21 protein-coding genes are annotated in these 23,984 nt (G+C 42.9%); 6 read left to right on the forward strand and 15 right to left on the reverse strand.

Annotated elements, in window-relative coordinates; translation table 11 throughout:
- Nucleotides 1–126 precede the first annotated feature (126 nt).
- Nucleotides 127–744 (reverse strand): hypothetical protein, encoded by a 618-nt coding sequence (locus tag ACT3TU_RS06545; RefSeq protein WP_225735144.1) that lies wholly within the window; start codon nucleotides 742–744, stop codon nucleotides 127–129.
- Between the two features lie 259 nt (nucleotides 745–1,003).
- Nucleotides 1,004–1,606 carry a class I SAM-dependent methyltransferase gene (locus tag ACT3TU_RS06550; RefSeq protein WP_192529633.1) on the reverse strand — a complete coding sequence of 201 codons (603 nt, stop codon included), beginning with the start codon at nucleotides 1,604–1,606 and terminating at the stop codon, nucleotides 1,004–1,006.
- Between the two features lie 181 nt (nucleotides 1,607–1,787).
- Between ACT3TU_RS06550 and ACT3TU_RS06555 the strand changes: the two genes are divergently transcribed.
- The 3 genes from ACT3TU_RS06555 (at nucleotide 1,788) to aspA (ending at nucleotide 4,585) form a co-directional block, all read left to right on the forward strand.
- Nucleotides 1,788–2,539 (forward strand): IS5 family transposase gene (locus tag ACT3TU_RS06555; RefSeq protein ID WP_444784182.1). Its coding sequence is split into 2 segments (ribosomal slippage): nucleotides 1,788–1,995 and nucleotides 1,995–2,539, totalling 753 coding nucleotides; the frame shifts between segments, so codons are not numbered across the junction.
- 151 nt (nucleotides 2,540–2,690) lie between these two features.
- Entirely contained in the window at nucleotides 2,691–3,020 is a 330-nt protein-coding gene (locus ACT3TU_RS06560; RefSeq protein ID WP_192522418.1) for a hypothetical protein, read from the forward strand.
- A 152-nt stretch (nucleotides 3,021–3,172) separates the two neighbouring features.
- On the forward strand, nucleotides 3,173–4,585 hold the full coding sequence (gene aspA, locus ACT3TU_RS06565) for an aspartate ammonia-lyase (RefSeq protein ID WP_192522417.1): 1,413 nt from the start codon (nucleotides 3,173–3,175) through the stop codon (nucleotides 4,583–4,585).
- A gap of 71 nt (nucleotides 4,586–4,656) precedes the next feature.
- On the opposite strand, the gene ACT3TU_RS06570 is transcribed toward aspA, so the two are convergent.
- The 3 genes from ACT3TU_RS06570 to hrpA form a co-directional block, all read right to left on the reverse strand.
- Nucleotides 4,657–5,160 carry a GlcG/HbpS family heme-binding protein gene (locus tag ACT3TU_RS06570; RefSeq protein WP_192522416.1) on the reverse strand — a complete coding sequence of 168 codons (504 nt, stop codon included), beginning with the start codon at nucleotides 5,158–5,160 and terminating at the stop codon, nucleotides 4,657–4,659.
- Nucleotides 5,161–5,180: 20 nt separating this feature from the next.
- Nucleotides 5,181–5,492 carry a hypothetical protein gene (locus ACT3TU_RS06575; protein ID WP_192522415.1) on the reverse strand — a complete coding sequence of 104 codons (312 nt, stop codon included), beginning with the start codon at nucleotides 5,490–5,492 and terminating at the stop codon, nucleotides 5,181–5,183.
- 683 nt (nucleotides 5,493–6,175) lie between these two features.
- A complete protein-coding gene (hrpA, locus tag ACT3TU_RS06580) occupies nucleotides 6,176–10,363 on the reverse strand; it encodes an ATP-dependent RNA helicase HrpA (RefSeq protein WP_192522452.1) in 4,188 nt (1,395 codons plus the stop codon).
- A 329-nt stretch (nucleotides 10,364–10,692) separates the two neighbouring features.
- Here hrpA and ACT3TU_RS06585 point away from each other — a divergent pair, with 329 nt between their 5' ends.
- Nucleotides 10,693–11,205 (forward strand): hypothetical protein, encoded by a 513-nt coding sequence (locus tag ACT3TU_RS06585; RefSeq protein ID WP_192522414.1) that lies wholly within the window; start codon nucleotides 10,693–10,695, stop codon nucleotides 11,203–11,205.
- Between the two features lie 7 nt (nucleotides 11,206–11,212).
- On the opposite strand, the gene ACT3TU_RS06590 is transcribed toward ACT3TU_RS06585, so the two are convergent.
- The 3 genes from ACT3TU_RS06590 to ACT3TU_RS06600 form a co-directional block, all read right to left on the reverse strand.
- The gene (locus ACT3TU_RS06590) at nucleotides 11,213–11,539 is read right to left on the reverse strand and encodes a hypothetical protein (RefSeq protein ID WP_192522413.1); all 327 of its coding nucleotides are present in this window, start codon (nucleotides 11,537–11,539) and stop codon (nucleotides 11,213–11,215) included.
- Nucleotides 11,540–11,621: 82 nt separating this feature from the next.
- Nucleotides 11,622–12,641 carry an alpha/beta fold hydrolase gene (locus ACT3TU_RS06595; protein ID WP_225735335.1) on the reverse strand — a complete coding sequence of 340 codons (1,020 nt, stop codon included), beginning with the start codon at nucleotides 12,639–12,641 and terminating at the stop codon, nucleotides 11,622–11,624.
- A 344-nt stretch (nucleotides 12,642–12,985) separates the two neighbouring features.
- Complete coding sequence (locus ACT3TU_RS06600; protein ID WP_192529519.1) at nucleotides 12,986–14,407, reverse strand: SLC13 family permease; 1,422 nt, start codon at nucleotides 14,405–14,407, stop codon at nucleotides 12,986–12,988.
- A gap of 445 nt (nucleotides 14,408–14,852) precedes the next feature.
- On the opposite strand from ACT3TU_RS06600, the gene ACT3TU_RS06605 reads away from it, so the two are divergent.
- Nucleotides 14,853–15,014, forward strand: coding sequence for a hypothetical protein (locus ACT3TU_RS06605; protein WP_192522411.1), 162 nt, complete (start codon nucleotides 14,853–14,855; stop codon nucleotides 15,012–15,014).
- 31 nt (nucleotides 15,015–15,045) lie between these two features.
- Here ACT3TU_RS06605 and ACT3TU_RS06610 read toward each other — a convergent pair whose 3' ends face one another.
- Nucleotides 15,046–15,747 (reverse strand): YoaK family protein, encoded by a 702-nt coding sequence (locus tag ACT3TU_RS06610; protein ID WP_192522410.1) that lies wholly within the window; start codon nucleotides 15,745–15,747, stop codon nucleotides 15,046–15,048.
- Nucleotides 15,748–15,858: 111 nt separating this feature from the next.
- Nucleotides 15,859–16,665: an enoyl-ACP reductase FabI gene (locus ACT3TU_RS06615; protein ID WP_192522409.1), complete on the reverse strand. Its 807-nt coding sequence runs from the start codon at nucleotides 16,663–16,665 to the stop codon at nucleotides 15,859–15,861.
- A 383-nt stretch (nucleotides 16,666–17,048) separates the two neighbouring features.
- Here ACT3TU_RS06615 and folE point away from each other — a divergent pair, with 383 nt between their 5' ends.
- Nucleotides 17,049–17,645, forward strand: a complete 597-nt coding sequence (folE, locus tag ACT3TU_RS06620) for a GTP cyclohydrolase I FolE (RefSeq protein WP_192522408.1) — start codon at nucleotides 17,049–17,051, stop codon at nucleotides 17,643–17,645.
- A 79-nt stretch (nucleotides 17,646–17,724) separates the two neighbouring features.
- Here folE and ACT3TU_RS06625 read toward each other — a convergent pair whose 3' ends face one another.
- From ACT3TU_RS06625 to gloB, 5 genes are all read right to left on the reverse strand, one after another.
- Complete coding sequence (locus ACT3TU_RS06625) at nucleotides 17,725–19,035, reverse strand: iron-containing alcohol dehydrogenase (protein WP_192522407.1); 1,311 nt, start codon at nucleotides 19,033–19,035, stop codon at nucleotides 17,725–17,727.
- A 214-nt stretch (nucleotides 19,036–19,249) separates the two neighbouring features.
- Nucleotides 19,250–20,932 carry an ABC transporter ATP-binding protein gene (locus tag ACT3TU_RS06630; RefSeq protein ID WP_225735336.1) on the reverse strand — a complete coding sequence of 561 codons (1,683 nt, stop codon included), beginning with the start codon at nucleotides 20,930–20,932 and terminating at the stop codon, nucleotides 19,250–19,252.
- 31 nt (nucleotides 20,933–20,963) lie between these two features.
- Nucleotides 20,964–22,046 (reverse strand): ABC transporter permease, encoded by a 1,083-nt coding sequence (locus ACT3TU_RS06635; RefSeq protein ID WP_192522406.1) that lies wholly within the window; start codon nucleotides 22,044–22,046, stop codon nucleotides 20,964–20,966.
- Nucleotides 22,046–23,113, reverse strand: a complete 1,068-nt coding sequence (yejB, locus tag ACT3TU_RS06640) for a microcin C ABC transporter permease YejB (RefSeq protein WP_101212607.1) — start codon at nucleotides 23,111–23,113, stop codon at nucleotides 22,046–22,048. The genes ACT3TU_RS06635 and yejB overlap by 1 nt, the downstream gene beginning before the upstream one ends.
- Before the next feature lie 42 nt (nucleotides 23,114–23,155).
- Entirely contained in the window at nucleotides 23,156–23,935 is a 780-nt protein-coding gene (gene gloB, locus ACT3TU_RS06645; protein ID WP_192522405.1) for a hydroxyacylglutathione hydrolase, read from the reverse strand.
- Nucleotides 23,936–23,984 lie beyond the last annotated feature (49 nt).

Below are 23,984 nucleotides of genomic sequence, written 5' to 3' on the forward strand. Positions count from 1 at the left end.
CCAGCCCCGCTGTATCTCTTTTATATTGAACTAACTATCTCACCCAGCCCATTTTAAAAGGGTGATATAGATAGCAGCTTATCTATAGCTGCTTATTAATAACAGCATACTGGTTCACAGCTGACGTTAAGACTGTGCTTCGTCTAAGGCTTTATTGATACCTTTGACAATACGATCTTGGCGGCGGATATCTTGAATGGTTAGATGTGGTACACCGACATACCAACCGGCTGCTGTAATTTGATGGTCTAAAATAAATTGCTTAACACTGGGGTCTTTAATACCAGGCCAGCCTTTGACACTACCAAACAAGATATCCATTAGCTCAGGAATTTTGGTCGCAAAGTCGTCGATATAAGGGTCCCAATCGCCATCATAAGCGGTACAAAACAACACTCTAGTGTCATCATCTAAAAATACAAAGCGTAAGTCGTGTAGCGTACCAACTCGCGTTGCCCCTTCTAAATTACCACCAGCGATTTCCAAAACTTTTCTTAAACGCTCAGCACCGCCCTCTTTCAGAGGTGCAATAACCGTCAGCTCTGAAACTTTACCCGATTTAAGCCCTTTTTCACCGGCAGTGCTTGTCGAATGATCATAGCCATCATCGCCGCCTTCTTTTAAATTGGCGACCAACAGCTCAGCCCGTAGCTTAAAATCATCAATAGACTCAGTAATTTTATCTTTTAGGTCTTCAGAGTTATCGATGATATGCTTTCTTTTATTTTTAGCACTATTACTCATAGTTTCTGCCCTTATAGTTAATTATCGTTTTTATAATATTGAGAATTTAGTATTGTTAATTATTTTTCATAACTAAAAAAACAAGCCTTTCATACGCCCATAGACTTATTTCCAACTACCATAGCAAAAATAAATATTGAATCAAAACAGAGCAATTTAACTCAACAAAACAGAACACCTGATTAACGCAAACCCTTTTCTCTTCACATTAAGTCGACAAAGTTTCAAAACATTTCTTTTAAATACTTTTTATCAGATCCTAGCTGTCTTTCTTAGCAATAAACTGAACCACCGCACTCAAGCCTTGATGGCGCTTACCTTCTGAAATCATACGCTGTTTTTCAGTACCGGTTATTTCTTCTAACGCTGCCAGTTCACTACGTAAAACTGTTAACGAACCAAAACGCTCTCTTTGCGTCTCTGGTGGTCCACCGACAGCATCCATAGTTAATTGCTGTTCGGTGTAAGCTTCAAGGATAAATACCCCATTTGGTTTTAATGCCGGTACAATTTGGGCATGAACGTGTCGACGGACAGCGTCGGGTAAATGCGCCCAAATAGAGACGATACTATCCCACTGCTCTTCTCCAAAATCATAGTCGGCTAAGTCGGCAACCTGCGTGGTAACCTGCACGCCTCTATCTTGCGCCAGCTTTAACGCTTTATTTAAGCCCACTTCAGACATATCCATGGCGGTGACTTGATAGCCTTGCTCCGCTAAAAACACCGCATTCCTGCCTTCGCCTTCAGCCAAACATAAAACCTTGCCACCTGCTGCTATTTTCTGAAAATTTTCTTTTAGAAAATCATTGGGTTCTGTGCCAAAGATGTACTCCGCTTCGTTATAGCGTTCGTTCCACATTTTATTTTCCTTTTTTAGTTCTTAATTATTTATTACTACTTAGGCTATTTATTATTAGCTGATAAATGCTTATGTATAAAGCTAACACCCAGTGAGTGATTAGGGCGTGTCTTCAATTGGATAAGCCATAAATAATAGTTACAATACCGCATCTATTGAGACGATGCGAGAAATACAAGTTATGGCGAGAACAGCACTAACAGATACGCTTTGGGATCAGTTGCAATCAACAATGATACAGCATGGCTGCTATCAAACTCAAAATAGTCGAGAGGTCATGGAAGCCATACTGTGGAAGCTACGCACAGGTGCGCCTTGGCGTGACATACCTAAAAAATTGTGTTCTTGGAAAACAGCTTATAGTCGCTTTAATCGATGGTCGAAAACTGGCTTATGGGAGAATTTTTTTTTAGCTTACGCAAAGAAATTGATACGGAATGGGTATTCACAGACGGAAGCTATGTTCGCTGTCACCAGCATGCAAGTGGAGCTCGGCGTGGTGAAGATAGAGCAATTGGACAAAGCCGTGGCGGCGCAACTACAAAGATACACCTATCCTGTGATGCCGATGGATATCCGCTCCATTTTAAAATCACTGGGGGTGACGTCCACGACAGTCAAGTTGCAGGTGAATTGATTGACATGATTGGACAGGCTGATTACTTTATCGCTGATAAGGGCTATGACTCAGAGGCTATCAGAGATAAAGCTCGAAGCCATAATATGATACCTGTCGTTCCTAAAAGGAAGAATGCCAAACAGCCTAATCCAGAATTTGATAGCTACTTGTACAAGCTGCGTCATCTTGTTGAAAATATGTTCGCAAGGCTCAAACACTTTCGTAGTATCGCCACTCGCTATGAGAAGTTAGCTCGTAATTTTAAGTCAATGCTTTATCTGGCGTGTACTATCGTTCATTGTAAGATGAATTGAAGACACGCCCTAGTAAAATGAAGATAATTATAGAAAACAGTTGACTTAGTCTATATATTCATAATATAACATATATAGTATATTCACTATAATGAAAGTATTAGAGGCGTGTTTTGGCTGCCACCACAATAATGCCTTGGGAGGAAGTAATATGATTCATTTAAGCTACACTCTTAAATGCTGGGCGTTAGGCATGGCTTTCTTCTCAGCGTTTTACTTTACAATACTAATGAGTGACCCTAGCTTTGGTAAGTACGTTTATATGTTGGGGCTAAGTACTTTATTGTTTCCTATTGCTAAGCGTTCAATCGATGTGATGACCGATTTTTTTGCCCCAAACCTTCTTTTATTTAACGGATTGGTGCCATCGTTAATAATTAACATTATCATTTGGATGCTCACACCATTCATTGTCGCACTGACAGTGATTGCCTTCATACTTTATAACATGGGAGTAATGACAGAAAACATCCGTCACTAAATATTAACGACAGTCTGTCCGATACGGTATCAGGCTCGTCTGACTTAATTATGCGTCATATAATAAATTTTCATTATTAATCCTAATATAAAACACTTACGCTATAATGCTATCTACAATGATTAAAGTTTTTACTAAAGGAAGTTTATTGAATGACCACTACTACGCGCCAAGAACATGATTTACTCGGCTATCGTGACGTACCCGCCGATGCTTACTATGGTATCCAAACCTTACGTGCTTTTGAAAACTTCACCGTCAGTGGTGTACGCTTACATCAATTTTCTACTTTTATTCGCGCACTTGCGACCGTCAAAAAAGCAGCTGCCATTGCCAATAATAAAGTAGGCGTGTTAAACGAAACAACCAAAGACGCTATTGTGGCTGCTTGCGATGATTTGATCGCTAATAAATACCATGATGAGTTTATTGTTGATATGTTTCAGGGCGGCGCTGGTACTTCAACTAACATGAACGCCAACGAAGTGATCGCCAATCGTGCATTAGAAATTTTAGGTCACAAAAAAGGTGAATATCAGTACGTACACCCAAATAACGATGTTAACCTTTCACAGTCCACCAACGACGCTTACCCCACTGCGATGAATGTCGCCTTAGATGATTATTGCGTTCGCTTGCTTGCCAAAATGGATGTTTTGTACAATAGCTTTAAAAATAAAAGTGTTGAGCTGGCTGACAAGCTAAAAATGGGCCGCACCCATTTGCAAGATGCCGTGCCTATGACAGCGGGTCAAGAGTTTAATGCTTTTGCAACGATGATAAAAAAAGAAATGGAGCGAATCGAAGCGACTCGTGCGCTATTTCATGAAATCAATATGGGTGGTACAGCGATTGGCACAGGTCTGAATGCGCCAGCTGGCTATTCAGAAGAGGTTGCCAAGACCTTATCTGAGCTGACTGGTAGACCTTACTATATCGCTGAAGACTTGATTGAAGCCACCCAAGACACCAGCGCTTATGTGGCTTTGTCTGGTAACTTACGCCTACTCGCTGCGCGCTTATCTAAAATTGCGCATGATTTACGTTTACAGTCTTCTGGTCCTCGTGCTGGTTTGGCGCAATATCGTTTGCCTGAAATGCAGCCTGGCAGCTCAATTATGCCTGGCAAAGTAAATCCAGTCATCCCAGAAGTGGTGAATCAAGCCTGTTTTCAAGTCATGGGTATCGATAATACCATCGTCATGGCGTCTGAAAATGGTCAGCTACAACTCAACGTTTTTGAGCCAGTGATTGCCTTTAACTTATTTACTGGTATGAGTATGCTGGCTAATATTTGCGAGATATTTGCCACACGCTGTATCGATGGCCTCATCATGAATAACGAGGCTTGTAACGTCGAAGTATTCAACAATATCGGTCTTGTGACTGCCCTTAACCCACATCTGGGTTATGACTCTTCTTCTTATGTTGCTAGAAAAGCACAAGAAACCGGCGGCAGTGTTTATGACATCGTTTTAGAAGAAAAGCTGATGGACAAAGCGACGTTGGATGATATCCTCTCTCCTGCTAATATGGTTTATCCAAAGGTTAAAGCCTTACTGTAATTTGTCTGCAACTCAATAAAAAGGCTGGATTAGCGATTGCTAATCCAGCCTTTTTTGTGCAGTAAAAACCATTATGACAGTTCGGTTTTTTTAAGCTGAGTCCAACCCGTCGTCTCTAAAGCCTTCAATCCTGCTTTAGCAATTTGAACATCCTCACTACCATGAGCGCCGCCTACACCAATACCGCCAACCACAACACCATCTATAGAAATAGGTATACCACCATCCATTATTAGTATGTTTTCATCTAAGTATCTTATATCTTCAGGAATCGTGCCGTCTTTAACCCCTTTACCAATCACTGCTGTTTCTCTTTTTTGTGAGTTAGCAGTGTAAGCTTTTTTATAACTAGAGCGGATAGTATGTACCCCTGCTCGATGGTCCCTTAAAAAAGCCAGCGTCTGTCCTGAGCGATCAACAACCGTAATCGACACCATTAACCGATAATTTTGTGCGGCCAAAAAAGCAGCATTTGCTATCTTCTGTGCCATCTCACCCGTTAGTAACGAGACTTTTTCTACATAATTTTCATGAACTTTGTGATTGCATATGCCATCCATAGCTATATTTTCCATTTTCAATCCTTGATTTAGTTTTATGAATAATTCATTACCTTTGCATAATTTTGAGGAGCAAATCTCATAGTGACGATCAGCATGCTCACCAGTGTGATAAGTAACATCAGCCAAACTGACTGAAAACTACCCGACCACTGACGCAAAAATCCGGCAAAGTACGGAATAATTGCGGTAATAATAAAGCCAATACCTTGTACAAATGCTGTCAATGCGCCAGCCAACTTAGGATCTGATAAGTGATCAAGCGCCACGGTCAATGTCAGTGAAAAACAAGCACCAAGTCCACAACCAATCATAGCGACCCAAAGAATAAGTAGTGATGCTGGCATCAGCATTAACCCTATAAAACCGATAACCTGAATGCCTATAGCAAAAAATAACCACGGGCGGCGATCTAAGCGATTCGATGATAGTACCGCCTATTAGCGCGCTGGCAATCAAAGCCCAACTGGTATCTAGCCATAGACGCCACAAGCTTGCTGAGGCAATGGCAAATAATCTACTAGATATCCATGCGCTCTCGCTGAGTCGTCGACCAATCCAAGGCAGCAATAGAGGAAACATACCCGTACATAACATAGGTAACACAATAAGCGCAGAATTTAGTATTATTTATGCCTTACATCCACCCCATAGAAGGACGTGGCTTTACGGCACTTTTTGATAAATAAAGAGATGTCCATGGTTGATAAAAGCATTGAAGAAAAGCCAATGCCTAGCGACTTCTTCAATATTTATCATTTTAGGAAAGGCTGCTAGGTATAAGCTACCAGCCAATATCATGATAGTGTATAAAATAACTAGATGAGCTGCTTAATCAAATGTCAGCTTTTAATCGTGATAACTAAAAGCTGAACAACTAAAGACAGGGTAATCAAGAATTAAGCTATTAAAAGCAAAACGGCGATAAGAACTGAAAAAAGAGATAAATTTATAGCCAATAGCACTTACTGTGTCGGTTTTAAAGTGAATCAACTCTATGTACAGACGATGATTAGAACACCACGCCTCATCAAGTCGTCTTATCCCACATTTTACTAAGACGTTTGGGTGATACGGCCATACGGGTTTTCATCGGTTGGGCGAACAGTTGAATGCGATATTCTTCTACCATCCAGCGATAGTCGCTAATGGCTTTATCATTGGCGCGTCCAGCTAGGCGCTCCATATGTAAGTCAAGGGCATAGACGCCATCAAGATCAGCTTCGATATTGTGCTCGAGGCGTTCTATACGAACTTCCAACGCCTCTAGGTAGCGCGGATACTGTTGCCAATGACTGTAATCCATACGGTAGACAAAATCAGCCAAATGTAAATCTTCTAATTGATCTTCGATATCTTCAATAGACTCGCCGAATATCTCACGATCGAGCATCAGCAAACTCTGGCGGATACGTTGCCAACGAGTATAAACGTTTTTGAGCGTTTTTATGACTGTTTGACCGATTAACAAGAAGTTAGTTAATACCACATCAAGCGTTTGATTGTATTCTTCAGGAGTAAATGGCAGCTCTTCACTGAGTCCAATCGCAATGTTATCGGCGCTTTCAGGTAAGTCTGTAGTATGGTCGAATAACACATAGTGTTCTTCTAGTGCTGCATCTAACGTTGCATCTATAATGATGGTTTTGAGCTTTTCCATATCGCCAAGCGGGGCAAACGCCAATTTAAATATTTTATCCACCTGACTGGTTAGCTGCTTTTTCTTCGCGCCAAGCTTACCTTTCATTAAAGTCAGCACCCCATTACGGTGCGCCTGCAATGCAGCATTGACATCAGTGTATTGATGGATAGATACTGCCTCGCCTGCCTCATCAGCGACCAAAGCGGCAAACTGCTTCATTACTACGCCTGCACTATGATGGTTCTTACTAAAAGCAAAATGCTCAGGGAATTCTGTATGAGCGCCTTGTTGTTCATTCACGGCTTGGCGAGTTTCAGAGGCATGGCGAATTTGTAGCGTTTGTAGGTCGCGTCCTTTTTCGATGATACGGTTTTTATCATCGACCACGCAGATTTGTGGCTGTAGATAGCGATCGATAGTAGACGGGTTAAAATTATCAGGTGTCACTGACATGATGCCACGGCGATTAAGTGCTTGGCAAAGCTGTTTTAGTAATCCTTGTTCACCAGCGGGCTGCAATTCATCAAACAAGCTATCGGCAGTGTCAGGAATCGGTACAATCTGACGGCGAATGTCTTTTGGTAAAGATTTTAGTAACTGTAATACTAGCTCAAAACGCCAGCCAGGTACACCCCATAATAGCTCAATTGCATCAAGCTGCGGCAAAGCAACAAGCGGTACACGAATAGTGACCCCATCATCATCGCTGGCAGGGTCAAAAACATAGCGTAACGGTAGCTTTAAGTCACCCAGTCTCCAAACTTCTGGAAAGTCGCCTGTAGTGGGTGCTTGGCTGTTGAGGACGTCTTCATCGGTAAAGAATAAATACTTAGTATCGGTTTTTTCAACCTCGGCACGCCAATCTTCAAACGTTTTACGGCTGGCAATATGCTCAGGGATTTTTTTATCATAAAACTGATACAGTGATTCTTCATCGACCAATAAATCACGCCGACGTAACTTATCTTCAATACGTTCAATGTCGGCAACCTTATCCATATTATGCTGTAAAAAAGGCGCTTGGCGACCCAGATTACCGGTCACTAGACCATCACGAATAAAGATTTCTCGTGACTCTATTAAGTTAACTTGCTCATAGTTGGCCAACTGCTTACTGATAATAATCAGACCAAATAAGCTGATTTGGGCGTAGGCTTTAACCCGCCCCGTCTTTTTCGACCAATGTGGTTCAAAATAGTGATATTTTAATAAGTTACCCGCGGCAGAAATAATCCATTCAGGTTCAATCTTGGCAACGGTACGCATAAAGACTTGTGATGTTTCGACCATCTCAAATGCCATCACCCACGGCGGTATCTGCTTAAATACGGTGCTGGCTGGGAATATCTTGGTTTTTTGCTGACGAGCCGCTAAGTACTCACCGCGATTTTCGGTTTTATGGGCAATAATAGACAATAAACCGGTTAGCAAGGCACGGTGTAAATTGGCGTATTTAACCGCTTTAAGCGCTTCATCTTCAATCGCTGTCGGGTCGCTGGTGGTATTTTTTGTTGAGCTATTTTTAGCAGCACTTTTTGAATCACTAGCATCCGTTAGATTAAGCTCAGTGACCATTTGTACCAGCTGACGATGCGTTTGATGCCACTCACGCACGCGCGGAAAACTGAGGTAGTTTTTCTTAGCAAACTGTCTACGCTGATTGCCCGACAGCTTATTGCCGTTTTCATCTTTTTCAAACAGCGCCTTCCACAGACTTAAATAGAATAAAAAGTCAGAATCATCTTGGCGAAATTCAGCATGCTTTTGGTCAGCTTGCTGGCGCTTATTAGCGGGACGTTCGCGCGGGTCTTGTACCGCAAGCGCGGCAACAACGATTAGCATTTCGCGAATACAGTCGAAATCAGAACCAGCGACCAGCATGCGCGCTAGCCTTGGGTCGATTGGCATACGCGCCATCTTTTGACCGGTTGCTGTCAGTCGTAGATGATCCAAACCTTTTGCAGGTTTTGACTTGGTAGACGTGGTTGCGTTTTTGGACGTAATCGCGCCTAGCTCATCAAGTAATTTATGACCATCCGTGACCAAGCGGCTATCAGGTGGCTCGATAAACGCAAAATCATCGACACTGCCTAAGCGCAGGTTTGCCATCTGCAAAATGACTGACGCTAAATTAGTACGCAGAATTTCCGGCTCGGTGAATTCTGGACGACCGCTAAAGTCTTCCTCACTATAGAGTCGAATACAAACACCGGGCGCCACGCGACCACAACGACCCTTACGCTGATTGGCGGCGGCTTGTGAGATGGCTTCAATTGGTAAACGCTGGACACGTGAACGATAAGAATAACGCGAAATCCGCGCAAAACCCAAATCAATCACATAGCGAATACCAGGTACGGTCAGCGCAGTCTCAGCTACGTTGGTGGCGATAACGATACGCCGACCTCGACCCGAGGGTTGAAAAATACGCTGCTGTTCTTCATAAGTTTGACGTGCAAATAATGGCAATACTTCGGTATGCTTGGGCCCGTGACGCACAAGTATTTCTTGCGTCTCACGAATCTCCGCTTCAGTGGCAGCAAATATCAAGATATCGGCTTGGTCGGCATGACCTTTGTTTTGCGCATCACTAAAACACTCATCTACCGCAGCAACCACCGCACGCGGTAAATTATCTTCAAAGTCATCATAGCTATCATCATCAGAGCTGGTCACCGGCTCATCAGTCAACGGACGATAACGCACTTCTACAGGAAAGCTGCGCCCTTCGACATTAAAGATAGGTGCAGGAACTTGCCGTTTTAGCTTATTATCATAACGACTAAAGTATTCGCTAAAACGCTTGGTATCAAGCGTTGCCGAGGTAATAATCACTTTTAAATCAGGACGCTTGGGCAGGAGCTTCTTGAGATAACCCATAATAAAGTCGATGTTTAAACTACGCTCATGCGCTTCATCGATGATAATAGTGTCGTATTTACTGAGAAACCTGTCATGACCCAATTCAGCCAGTAAAATACCATCGGTCATCAACTTAACGACAGACTGCGCTGTGCCCTGCTCATTAAAGCGAATCTTGAAACTAACGGTATTGCCTAACTGCTCACCCAACTCTTCCGCAATTCGATTCGATACACTTCTTGCCGCCAGTCTTCGCGGCTGCGTATGCCCTATTTGCCCAGTAATACCGCGACCTGCCAGCATCGCAAGCTTTGGCAACTGCGTGGTTTTACCAGAGCCTGTCTCACCCGCTACGATAATGATTTGGTTGTCGGTAATCGCTTGGATTAAATCCTCAGCACGTTGACTAACCGGCAAATCAAGGTTTAATTTGGCTGGTAAATCATTCGGAATACTATCTATACGTGCCTGTACCGCTTGCTGTGAACGGGTTTTTATTTTGTCATATTGCGCCCGTTTTTTAGTCAGCACATCGTCTGCTTTATTATTATCGCCGTTATCAGTCTTAGCATTCGGTTTTTTATTTTTTGCCACAGCAGCACGAGCCAATTCACGCTCCAGACGGCTTAAATAATAACTATCTTTGGCAAGAACGGGTAAATCAGTAGCGACCTTAGTTTGCGTTTGCGCTTGCGCTTTATCATTGTTTGCCATGATATTTGAGTCATCGTTATTTGGGGTTGCTACTTTACTTATTTCATCGGAGCTTAGTTCATTAGTTTTGTTTTCAGTAGGCATTTCTGAGGCATTCTTAGAAGTATTGGGCATATTTACTTAGGCTATTTATTATTTGGAAGTGACTAGATTATGGGGGTAATTTGGCAGTGATTCAAGTTGGTTGTGGTGTTTCTAATACCGACGTTAGCGTCCGATATATAAAATCATCTGATACACTATTACTGACTTTGATCGATATGCTTAAATCATACTCTATTGAAGAAACCATCAATTCAATAAGACTTATATCATAAAGAAGGTTTTATATGTCTAAATTAAATAGGTTGGCTATAAAGTCGATACCCATTGTTATTGGATTTATTGTTTTAGTATGCGTTGTATACTCTTTATCAAACCAAGTAGTACTAACCCAAAGAGCAATTTATCAACACATCATTAAAGTTGAAATCAAATACCCTTATTCCAACGATACTAAGGTTTATACTATAAAGCATCATCCTAAAACCGTCGAAGCCATCACCAATGATATCAATAGCCAAAGTTATGGAAAATGGCGTGAGAATATAGGCGGTAAAGAAAGTATAAATGCTGTCTCTGTCAAGCTATACAGCCACACTGAAACCATGGTTGCTAGTTTTTCTTTATACTCAAACGGTATACTAGAGCGAGGCCATAATTATAGACAGCTTAACGCGCAAGGTTTTCATAGACAGATAGACATAATGCAATTGCCAGCATTAAGACAGGTCTGGTGCGATAGTAAAAATATTAACGATTATAGCCTATCGCAATATGGCCAATATTGCGCAGACCATTAAGAAAAGACTAGGATGTGTGCTCACTTTGAACGAATACAACCTGTTGACTAGTAGCAGCTCCAGTAAAGAAAGTCTGCATATTTTTTAGAGGTATCCTAGGAAAAGGCAGATGCAGCGAAAGTATTAAGGTCTCAAACGCTACCATCTCATCAGCTAATGCGCGAGCGATAGCAGGTTGAATCTGCGGATTTTCATACAGATTATCGATTAGCCACGTTAATTGTGGAAACTTAGCACTATCATGAACCTGATAAAGGGTGGGCACTAAATCATCAGTGATTTGGCAGTGTATTTTACGAATCATGCCGTTTTTGTAATACATATTTAAAGCCATACTATAACCCCTTCCTTAGATTGTTAATACTTAGATAACCGACATAGCTGCCATAAAAAATTACTATCAATAGTCGACAACCCTACTCGGTTTGTGCTAAAAAGTCTTTGACCACGTTAACAGTGGCGATAGGATCCTCTTCATGTGGCACATGCCCTAAATTATCAAATATCTTAAGCTGACTATTGGCAATATCTTTATGAAAAAGCGTCGCATTTTCGACGGGAATCAAATCATCTTGTACGCCCCAAATGATTAAGGTTGGCAAATTCAACTTTTTTATTTGCGCTTGGTTACTGGTACTATCTGTCTCTTGTAGACGACGATTCAATGCTTGGCGGTTGCCTTGGCGCAGCGTCAAATCATAATATCGATCAACCAACGCTTCATCGACTTTGCTATCATCAGCATACACACTTAGCACACTTTTTTTGACCACATCTCGCGGCAGTATCCGGGTTAAAATAGGCGTCAACGCTGGATATTTCGCTAGTTTAAAGCCCATTGGCACCTGCTTGGGCGTCGCTGGATAGCCAACGGCATCAACTAGGATCAGTTTATCAATGCGCTCAGGATATAGAGCCGCTGTACGCCAAGCGACTTTACCCCCTAAAGAATTACCTGCCAATGTCACTTTTGTCACTTGATTTAGGTTGAGATGATCGAGCACTTGCATGACAAATTTAGCGTAATTAGCGCTACTATACTTTGTCGTCGCATCGGTATATGGGCCTGTTAAACCAAAACCAGGCAAATCCATACTAACGACACAATAGTTAGCACTTAATGCTTTCGTCCAGCCTTGCCACGTATGCAAACTTGCTGATGTCCCATGTAATAAAACCAACGCTTCCGGTAGCGATGCTCCAGTGTTAACTGCTTTATCGATTGTGGTTTGGCTACGATACACATCACATTTATCTGACCGTACAACATGAGCCTGCATCCCTTGCACGTCTATAAACTCGCTGTTAGGCAATTGCCATTGCTTGAGTTCAGCCACGCTACGATCAGGCGCCCAATAAAAGGCTACGAGAGCAACCAGTAGCGCCATCATAGCGATGAGTAAATAAATGATTGCTTTTACGAGCCATTGTGCCAATTTATTAAATCCGTTTAATGAGATGACGTTACTTACTATGGCTGATTCACTTTAAAACCAATGCGAGTGCTACTGGAGTAGATTTTTCGTAGCCTCTGTCACGCTTGCGAACCGCAAATAAGAAAAATTTATAACAGTAGCACGTGGTTACCAACTTGCCAACGTATCTATTTTATTTAGAATTGCCTATATTGCTAAAGCCGATTCGAGTGCTCATAGCTGCAAGATAACAAACGATACGTCTTTTATACAGGCATTATAGTTATTAGTAAATGAAAAACCCGATATTCAAGGATCACTTAAATATCGGGTTATTGTTAATCACAACTATTGGGGTTGCTAAGCTATATTAAGAAGAAATACGCCCACAGCCCTACTACAACTGTGGCAATAATATTCAAAATGACACCTGTACGGATCATCTCTGACTGCTTAATGAGCCCAGTACCAAACACAATGGCGTTTGGCGGTGTGGCAACGGGTAGCATAAAGGCACACGACGCACCGATACCGATGACCAATACCAACACCTCATGTGGCAATCCCATTTGTTCAGCAATCGCGGCGAACACTGGCACCAATAGTGCAGCAGAAGCCGTATTAGAAGCAAACTCCGTCAAAAATATAATAAATGCCGATATGGCAATCATCACAATGATGAGTGGTGCAGATGATAATGCATTGGCCACCGTCTCACCAAGTACCAAGGAAGCTCCTGATACCTTTAAAACCGTCGATAGCGCAATACCGCCACCGAATAACATGAGTACGCCCCAATCGGTGTTATCAGAGACCTGTTCCCATGACACCAAACCCAGACTGACTACTGCCGCTGCGGCTGATAAGGCAATAATCGCATCAGTATCAGTAATATCAAGCGCGGCACCAATTTTTTTAGAAAATATCCAGCTTAATGCGGTGATAATAAAGACGATAATCGTCACCACACGCGGTTTATTCCAAGCGATAGGCTCGTCTTCAACCATGACAATTTTACGATTTAGGTTGGGCTTTAGGAACAGATACATCGCACCGAGCAATAATGGTAGTAACACCAACATCATCGGTACACCAAACTTCATCCAATCAACAAAAGCGATATTAAGCGCTTTTGCAGCGATGGCGTTGGGCGGTGAACCAACGATAGTTCCTAAGCCACCAAGACTTGCTGAGTAAGCAATACCCAGTAGTACAAACACAAAAGTGCCGCGATCTTTTTCACGGTCAACTTGGGTCAAGATACCGAGTGCTAACGGCAACATCATAGCCGCTGTGGCAGTGTTCGATATCCACATTGACAAAAACGCTGTCACCCCAAATATCAAAAATACCGCCGTGCCTAGCTTGCCGCCTGACATCGATAGTATTTTTAGGGCAATTTTCTTGTCTAATTGCTGCACGTGCAACGCCGCTGCCAGAGCAAAACCACCAAAGAATAAATAAATCGTCGGACTGGCAAAGCTCTGCAAGCCTATTTTGGCATCAAACTCTGGAATGCCAATCAATGCACCAACCACGACCACTAAGAGCGCGGTGATGGTCACATGTACTGCTTCCGTTAGCCACAACACGCCGATAAAGAACAACATCGCCAAGCCTTTATTGGCATTGATATCGAACGGTAATACGTTGTAGATGATCATACTAATAATCGCTGCAACGGCAACAACGATCAACCCTTTACCTGTGCCCTTCGGAAAGGTATCGGTAAATAAATACTCATTGCCATCATCAGGTAGATGGCTATCTAGCTTTTGCTCTGACATAAAATGTCCTTATTTCCTTAAAGACAGGGGAAGAAACTTATATATACCGACGTGTTTTAGTGATCATTTAGCCATCAACCCAAAAAGATACGCCGCTATCATAATAGATATATAGCAGAAAAATCATTTGGCAAAGTCTTTTGCAAACCCATACTGAGCCATGCTTTTAGTAGTGCTTTAAATTTAACAACTTACTATTCTGAGTATACTCTTATAATTATCCATCGTTAGGTAGTAGCAACCATTGTGATGCATAGTTACACAACGTCACTAAACAAGCGCACATCGTATCTGTACAACGTCATGGTGCTATTCCATACTAAATCAGTAAAAAACTAAACACCAGTATAAGACGCGTAATAAAATGCGTAGGATAAAATGTACAGCAAGCATATTTTATTGGCGCTTTTATTGGAAGGTTAATAAAAACAAACAGGAGCACTTTATGACAGATTCAAACAAAACCGACTCGACTACTAAAATGGCACGAAAAGATATCAATCAAGATGGACTGTCCAAACAGGACCAGCAGCGTACTGATGACTCTGCACTGGATATGATGCAAGGCATGCACGAACACGAGGACCATAAGGAAGATGATAAGTAATCTACTTAGCCAACAAACTTAAGAGCGCTCATCAATTAGATGAGCGCTCTTTACGTTTTCTCGGTTGTCTTTTTTCTGGCAGATTGTCTGACACATAGTTATAAACAAAGGCGGCAGTGAGAACAATAGTAATGGGTAAAAACAACGCGCCATAGCCCACTTTGGCATATAAAAACGCACCGACCGTACTACCACCGCAAAAGCAGTACCAAATAATCGCTTGAAAGCCTAATGTCGGCTTGCTAATCGAACGACCTGCCAGCCAATTACCGATGGCCGCGCCCATATCCGAGGTCAGTCCGGTCAAGTGTGTGGTACGAATCACTGCACCGCTATAAGTCGCGACCATCGCATTCTGCAACCCACAAGCCATCGCGGCAGCCAACTGCCCTAGATAATCGTGCTGCTGATATAACCAATAGCTGAGCAATAATAAACCTGCTTCAATATAAAGAGCATTACCGTAACGCCTGCCTAGTGTCAATGACGTCTGACCAATGACAAAACCGCTCAATATTGCCCCTGCCAAAAAAGACAGCAATATCGCACCAATAAACAAGATACTACGAGCATCTAGATAAGCAACCGCCGCGGCAAACAAGCTCACATTGCCCGTCACATGAGAGACAGATAAGTTGGTAAAACCCATCAATGCGGCTGTATTGACGCAGCCTGCACTAAACGCCAGCACGGCGCCGCCCCACAATATCCATCTTGGTAGTCTGGTTATCATATTTGTCGCCTAAAGGCTCATCACCAAAAAAGCCCATAGTATAACTAAAAAAGACAACCGATTGGCTGTCTTCCTTATTTCTCAATATACATTATTGAGAAATACCTTTAATTATTTCTGTTCATCAAGCATCATTAATTGCTCGCTAATAGCAACGGTATTAAAACCTGCATCAACGAACATAATCTCGCCAGTGATACCAGACGCCCAAGGTGATAGTAAGAAAAGGGCAGCATTGCCTACTTCAGTTTGGGTAATATTACGCTGTAGCGGGGCAATTTTTTCACTGACATCAAGCATTTTACGGAATGACTTGATACCACTGGCAGCAAGCGTACGGATAGGACCAGCAGAAATCGCATTGACACGAATCCCTTCACCGCCCATAGAAGTAGCAAGATAGCGCACGCTCGCTTCAAGACTGGCTTTTGCCATACCCATGACGTTGTAATTTGGCAAGACTGAAATACTACCTTCATAAGTCAAGGTCAGCATCGAGCCGTGGCGCATTGCCAACAACTCACGTGAGGCTTTTGCTAATGCCACAAAGCTATAGCTTGAGATGTCATGAGCAATTTGGCTACCTTCACGGGTCGTTGCGTTGACGAAATCCCCATCCAGCTGATCCATCGGTGCAAAGCCAATTGCGTGTACCACCCCATCGATACCATCACCCCAATGGGCAGTGACTTGCTCAAAACATGCAGCAATCGACTCATCAGACGCCACGTCACACTCAAGAACTAAATCTGCTTCGAACTTTTCCGCGGCCATATCCACACGTTTTTTGATTTTATCATTGGGATAGGTAAGAATCAGCGATGCGCCTTCACGATGTAAGGCTTCAGCGATTGCCCAGGCAATAGAAAGTTTGCTGGCGATGCCGGTGACGACAAAGCGTTGTCCTTGTAGTAGCATAATATTTCCTTGTTGAACGGTTAAAACTCGGTAAAATGAGCCGGTATAAAAATGGCAAATAAAAATATAAAAGTTGCTATATTATACACGAATCAGTTTAAGTAAACAGTCGTAAACTATAGCTACCTAAACAGAGCCCTGTCGTTCATTAATGATACTTTCTTGTATCACTCTAAATGGTATTTTATATATACAAATATTCAGACAGTATTACTTTAATTAGCTGAAAGGGTTTATCCATAACGGTATGAAGTTGAGCTATTTTCAAGTATAATCACAACCCTCCAGCTTGCACAATTTTTATAAAAATCCTTTACAAGCGTTGTTTGTAATTAAGGATTTAGCGTTAAGCTACACCCACATTTTGGATGGCTGCCAAACTTATGAGCAATACCCCAACAATAACATCAGATTATCAAGAAAGCATCGAGTCCTATCGCCAGCTTATTACCTCGACTGGCGAAGACCTACAGCGCCCAGGCTTAGAAGAAACCCCAATGCGTGCAGCAAAAGCCTTTGCTCACTTGACTCAGGGTTATCATCAAAGCTTGGATGAAGTCGTCAATGATGCGGTCTTCCCATCGACCAATCGTGAATTGGTCTTGGTGCAAAACATTGAATTTTATTCATTATGCGAGCATCATATGTTGCCGTTTCATGGTGTCGCGCACATTGGCTATTTACCAAATGGTCAAGTCTTAGGGCTATCAAAATTCGCCCGTATCGTCGATATGTTTGCTCGTCGCTTACAAATTCAAGAGAATTTAAGCGAACAAGTGGCGCAAACGATTATGGATGTGACTGGCTGCCGCGGTGTAGCGGTCGTCATGGATGCAGCGCACATGTGCATGATGATGCGCGGTGTCAACAAACAGCATTCGACCACGCGCAGTACAGCGATGTTAGGTGAGTATGTACACGACAACCAAGCACGTAATGAGTTTTTAGACGCTGTGCCAAAACGCCGTCCAGCATTTTAATTTAGCTGTTTAGAAACATAAAAAAGCACCTTACTATGAAAGTAAGGTGCTTTTTCTTTTAGTGACTTTTTTATTATGGCTAAGCGACTTTATCACTCTTAGACTCACTACCCGCATACTCATCACTAGCCTGCTTAATCTTCGTTAGGATACCTTTAATTTCAGATGCGGATAGATACGTTGGCACGGCATAGGTGTCACTGACTTCTTTTGCCGCTGCTTTAGCAATGTTATCAAAATCACTGCTCTGCATCCCTTTAACCATTGGATCGATATTTAAGCTTGCTATCAAATCGCGTACTTGGGCGATTAGATGATCAGTTATATCGCTATCACTACTGCTAGCCTGACCTACTTGTACCATGCCCGTTTTTCTAGCCAATTCAGCTAAGCGTTTTTTAGTGGCTTTACGATTTACATCGAGGACATATGGCAGCACGATGGCATTGGCACGACCATGTGGAATATGGTAGTAAGCCCCTAACTGGTGAGCGATGGCATGGACATAACCGAGACCAGCTTTGTTAAAGGCTATCCCGCCGTAATGAGCGGCGATACCCATCTCTTCTCTGGCTTTAAGATTGCCGCCATCTTTATAAACCAGCGGTAAGTTTTGCATGACAGATTTGGCAGCAGAGGCAGCATAATAATCAGTCTCGACACTAGCATTGGCACTCATCCATGCCTCTAACGCATGGGTTAAGACATCGATACCGGTATCAGCGGTAATATGCGCAGGCATGCCTTTCATAATCACAGGGTCAATCGCCGCCGCTAGTGGCACCATTTTGGGGTCGATAGACAGGGATTTTTGATGAGTTTTGTCGTCTGATACAACTGCGCCAAGCGTTGCTTCTGAGCCAGTACCCGCAGTCGTAGGCACACAATATAACGGTACAGAAGGCTTTCTGGCTTTAAGAATACCCATAAGTTGTTTTGGCTTGCAGTTATTGCCTTGAGACATGGCAATCATCTTGGCGGCATCAATCACCGAGCCACCACCGATAGCTATGATCGAATCGCACTTAGCCTCTACAGATTTACGTAATCCCTCTTCGACAACCTGAAAAGTAGGGTCTGGGGTAATACCATCATAGACGGTATAGCTAATATTTTTTTTGTCTAAGTAATCAGTAATTTTAGCGGGTATACCAAGCTTATTGAGCACGGCGTCAGTGACGATAAACACATTGCTACTACCTTCATTAATGGCCATATCGCATAGCTCATCGCAAGAGCTCTCACCGACAAATAACATCGGTCTTCTAATAGGTACAACGTAAGCAAATGCTTTTAGTACTTTGGCGCGAGTTTTGGCAACTGCTAAATAACCGGCATATTGCAACGGGTTATTGCTTACTAGCTTAGAGATACTATTGTGTTTTTTCATGGGTAAAAATCCTTTTTAATGACGGTAATAATAGCAATGGCAACCATTTAAAGCAGCGATTTAAACTGCTCTTTAACTAAAAATTAAACAAATTTATGCATTTAACTAAAGTGAACGTCTGTTTAACTTATTGTATCACCGTCTTTTTTAGGATGTTGTGATTACTATGAACTGCTATGTTCTGATTATTTAAGGCTGTCGCTGTCTGTATAAGCTAAAGCATACTCGCCTGCAATAATTGCTGAGCATAGGGATGCTGCGGGTTATTAAAAACATCTTCAGTACGCCCAGACTCAACACACATTCCGTCTTTGAGCACCATAATATACTGACATAAGGCGCGCACTACTTTTAAATCATGACTGATGAAGACATAACTGATTTGCAATTTTTGTTGAATTTCTCGTAGCAAGTTGACGACAGTCACCTGGGTGGTGCTATCAAGCGCCGAAGTCGGCTCATCTAATATCAATAGACTTGGCCGCATAATCAGGGCACGCGCCAATGCCACACGTTGACGTTGACCACCTGAGAGCTCATGCGGATAACGCTGGGAAAAATCAGCTGGCAAATGCACGGTAGCAAGACTGTCCATTACCGCCTGCTGGCGTGCTACCTTATCAACGCCTTGTACTAGCAATCCTTCTTCTACGATTTGCATCACTGTCATACGAGGGTTGATACTAGCAAAGGGATCTTGAAATACCATTTGAATCTGCGAGCGAAACTGACGCAGCTCACGTTTTGACAAGGTTGTAACTTCTTGTCCATTGATTATTATCTGTCCACTGACACGTGCTTGATTGCTAAGTAACTGACTTAAGGCAAGGGCAATCGTCGTTTTGCCAGAGCCTGACTCACCAACGATACCCAGCGCATGCCCTTTTTGTAACGTCATGTCGACGTCTTTTACTGCATCAAACCAACGTTTGGTTGCGCCAAACAAGCTTTTTTCAATTGCAAACTTTACTTGTAGGTTATTTACTTGCAATACAGTTGATTGCTGACTTTGCTCGTCATTAGAAAAGTTTAGCGCTTGCCCAAAGTCTTGCTGAATCAGCGAGCGGGTATATTCGGCTTTAGGCTGGTTAAATACTGCTGCCGTCTGCCCTTGCTCAATCGTCTGCCCTTGGCGCATGACGATGACGTCGTCACTGTAGCGCCTAACTAAATTCAAATCATGGCTTATAAGCACCATCGCCATATTATGCTGACGCTTAAGATCATCTAACAGCTTAAGGATTTCATGTTGCAAAGTCACATCTAGCGCCGTGGTTGGTTCATCAGCGATTAAAATATCGGGCTGTTGCGCCAACGCCATTGCTATCATTACGCGCTGGCGTTGACCGCCTGATAGCTCATGTGGATAGCGACCTAGTTTATCAGTAGGATCAGTGATATTAACATCAGCTAACAAAGCGATACTTTTTTCGCGCCATTGTTTCTTAGGTACACCGCTTAGACGAAGAGACTCAGCGATTTGCTTGGCAACGGTATGTAGCGGGTTTAATGCCGTCATCGGCTCTTGAAACACCATGCCGATACGCTGTCCGCGGATAGAGCGCAGCGCAGCATTACGTGCATTAGCACTAACATTGGCATTGGTTATTGGTAGTGCCGTCAACCCTGTTGAGCTTGCTAGCTTTACCTCACCGCTAATGCTCAAATTATCGGGTAACAGCCCCAATAGCGCCAGACTGGCGATAGATTTTCCCGAGCCTGACTCACCAACGATGGCCAAGGTTTGTCCTTGTCTCAGCTCATATGATAGTTTATCGACTAGAACAACACTTGCATCAGTGACGATGCTAAGTTTATCTACTGCTAGCATTAGCTTATTTTTTACATTGCTATGACTTTCGCCTAAAAGGTTATTTTTATCAGTAGCAGTTGCCATATTAGCGCTTATCATATTATCGGTTTTCATATCAGGAACGCCTCGGATCAAACGCATCGCGCAGCGCTTCGCCAACGAAGATTAGCAATGATAAAATAAAGGTTAGACTAAAAAATCCCGATAGCGCAAGCCAAGGTGCATCAAGATTGTTTTTTCCTTGTACCATCAGCTCGCCGAGCGACGGCGACCCAGGCGGCAAACCATAACCCAAGAAATCCAATGCCGTCAGAGCAATAATATTAGCAGTCAATATAAACGGCAGCTGTGACAAGCTTGACGCTAAGGCATTGGGCATAATATGTCTGAGCATGATTTGACTGTCCGACACACCCAAATTACGCGCCGCACGCACATAGTCAAAGTTACGGGCACGCAAAAACTCAGCCCGCACCAAACCGACCAAGCCCATCCAACCAAATAACAACATCATGGCAAATAGCATAGTAATACTAGGGCTAAACAAGCTGACCAAAATAATAATCATAAACAGCTGCGGCATACCGCCCCATACTTCCATAAAGCGCTGCCCTGCTAAATCTACCCAACCACCATAATAACCTTGTATCGCACCAACGATAATACCAATAAGCGCGCCTGCTAGCGTCAAGGCCAGACCGAACAACAAAGATACCCGCATGCCGTAAAGTATCCGCGCCAGCACATCACGACCCAAATCATCTGTCCCAAGCCAATTTTGGCTATTGGGCGCGGCTGGATATGGAATTCCTAGCTCAACGTTCGGTGTCTGATCAGCAAAAGGGATGGGCGGCATAATATAAAAGCCCTGCTCATCAATCAGCATTTGTACCGCAGGGTCTTTATAGTTGGCTTCGGTCTCGAACACCCCGCCAAAAGTCGTTTCGGGATAGGCTTTTAGTACGGGAAAATAATAATCACCTTGATACTGCACCAGTAGCGGCTTGTCATTGGCAATCACATTGGCTGCCATACAAATAACAAATATCAGGGCAAAAATAAATAGCGATATCACTCCAAGGCGATTGTGACGAAAACGGTTTAGGCGTGCCTGCCAAATAGGATTTAGGCGGCGTTTTTTTTCTAGTGGAATAGAAGAGGCAGTTGAGGGCGTTGAGGATAATGGATGACTTGACATTAGCGCCCCTCAAAATCAATACGCGGATCAATTAAGTGATAACTCAAATCACTAATTAACTGCAATAATAATCCGAGCAAAGTAAAGATAAACAGCGTGCCAAATATCACCGGATAATCACGCTGCTGAATAGCTTCGAAACCTAACAACCCCAAACCATCAAGCTTAAAGATAATTTCAATGAGAAAATTACCGGCAAAGAAAATCCCAACGATAGCCGCTGGGATACCAGCAATAATAATCAGCATGGCATTACGAAACACATGACCGTATAACACTTGCCGTTCGCCCAAACCTTTTGCTCGCGCGGTAAGCACATATTGCTTACCCAGCTCTTCCAAAAAACTAAACTTGGTCAAATAGGTCAAGCCAGCAAAACCACCAACGGTACTTGCTAAGAGCGGCAATGCCAGATGCCAAAAGTAATCTTTCACTTTACCAAGCGCACTTAATTGATCAAAATTCTCGGAAGTTAATCCTTGCAGTGGAAAAATGTTCCAGTAGCTACCCCCAGCAAAAAACACCAGTAATATGACAGCAAATACAAAAACGGGTATTGCATGGCCGATAGCAAGCAGCATGGCTGTTGCTTTATCAATCCCTGAACCATGATGCATCGCTTTATAAACCCCGAGTGGAATGGCGATCATATAAATCAGCAGCGTACTCCAAAGCCCTAGCGAGATCGATACGGGTAGTTTCTCTATAATCAGGTCGGTCACCGTCTGACCTTTAAAAAACGACTCACCAAAATCCAACTGGGCATAATTTTTTAGCATCAGCCAAAAACGCTCTGGTGCCGATTTATCAAAGCCATATTGAGCATTAATCGCCGCCACCATCTCCTCTGATAAACCGCGTGTCCCTTGATAAGTGCTGTTGTTGCCTGCACTGCCCGCGCCAATATTACCACCAAGCACATTGTCTTTTGCGCCTTGTTCGATAAGCGCCAGCTGCTGCTCGACAGGACCACCAGGCGCTGCTTGTACAATCACAAAGTTTGCGAGTAATATCAAAAAAAGCGTCGGTAATATCAGCAGTAACCTTTTCAAGATATAACGACCCATAACGACGGCTTCCTAAAATAAAGAGAGATGACAACTTAGTATTTAGAAGTTATTTTTAAGCTCACGTAACTCGGCAAATACGGTCAAAGACTTATCGTCATCGATATTTACCTTAGACTTAACACCAGCGATCACACTCGATTCTTGCGTACGCAAAAACACATTGATTGCGCGTTCATGCTCTAAAGTGACTGGCAGCGTCGGGATACCTTGAGCGGTTTTTTCTTCTGCTTGAGCCAGCGCTTGCTGCATCGCCGCATTGTCAGGCTCGATAGACAAACCAAAGCGTAAGTTGCTGGCAGTATATTCGTGTGCTGGATACAGCAATGTCTCGGCTGGCAAGCCATTTAAACGCTTAAAGCTGTCATGCAATTGCTCAATCGTGCCGGTAAAGACGCGTCCGCAACCGGCACTAAACAAGGTATCACCGCAAAAACAATGCTTCTGTCCATCGATATCCAAAATATATGCCACGTGGCTTGCGGTGTGACCGGACACATCCCATACTTGCGCGGCACAGCCCCAAGCACTGACCGTACTGCCGTCTTTAATAGTTTGATCTTCATCGACATTGTGCTCGGTATGCGCAACCAAATGAGTCATTGGATAAGATTCTTGTAGCTCGGCGACGCCTCCGATATGATCATGGTGATGATGTGTGGTCCAGATGGACGTCAGCTCTAAGCCGTTTTCTTCTAAATAGGCGATAACTGGCTCGGCTTGACCCGGATCAATGACAATCGCCTGCTTATTATTTTCATTAATGAGTGTCCAAATATAGTTGTCATTGAACGCTTTAATGGGGTGAATACGAATACTCATATAAAATCCTTAGCAGTGATTGTCTTTATTACTGATGTTTTTTATTAAA

Origin of the sequence: Psychrobacter sp. AOP3-A1-26, assembly GCF_052378235.1 — a bacterium.
Taxonomy (GTDB): Bacteria; Pseudomonadota; Gammaproteobacteria; order Pseudomonadales; family Moraxellaceae; genus Psychrobacter.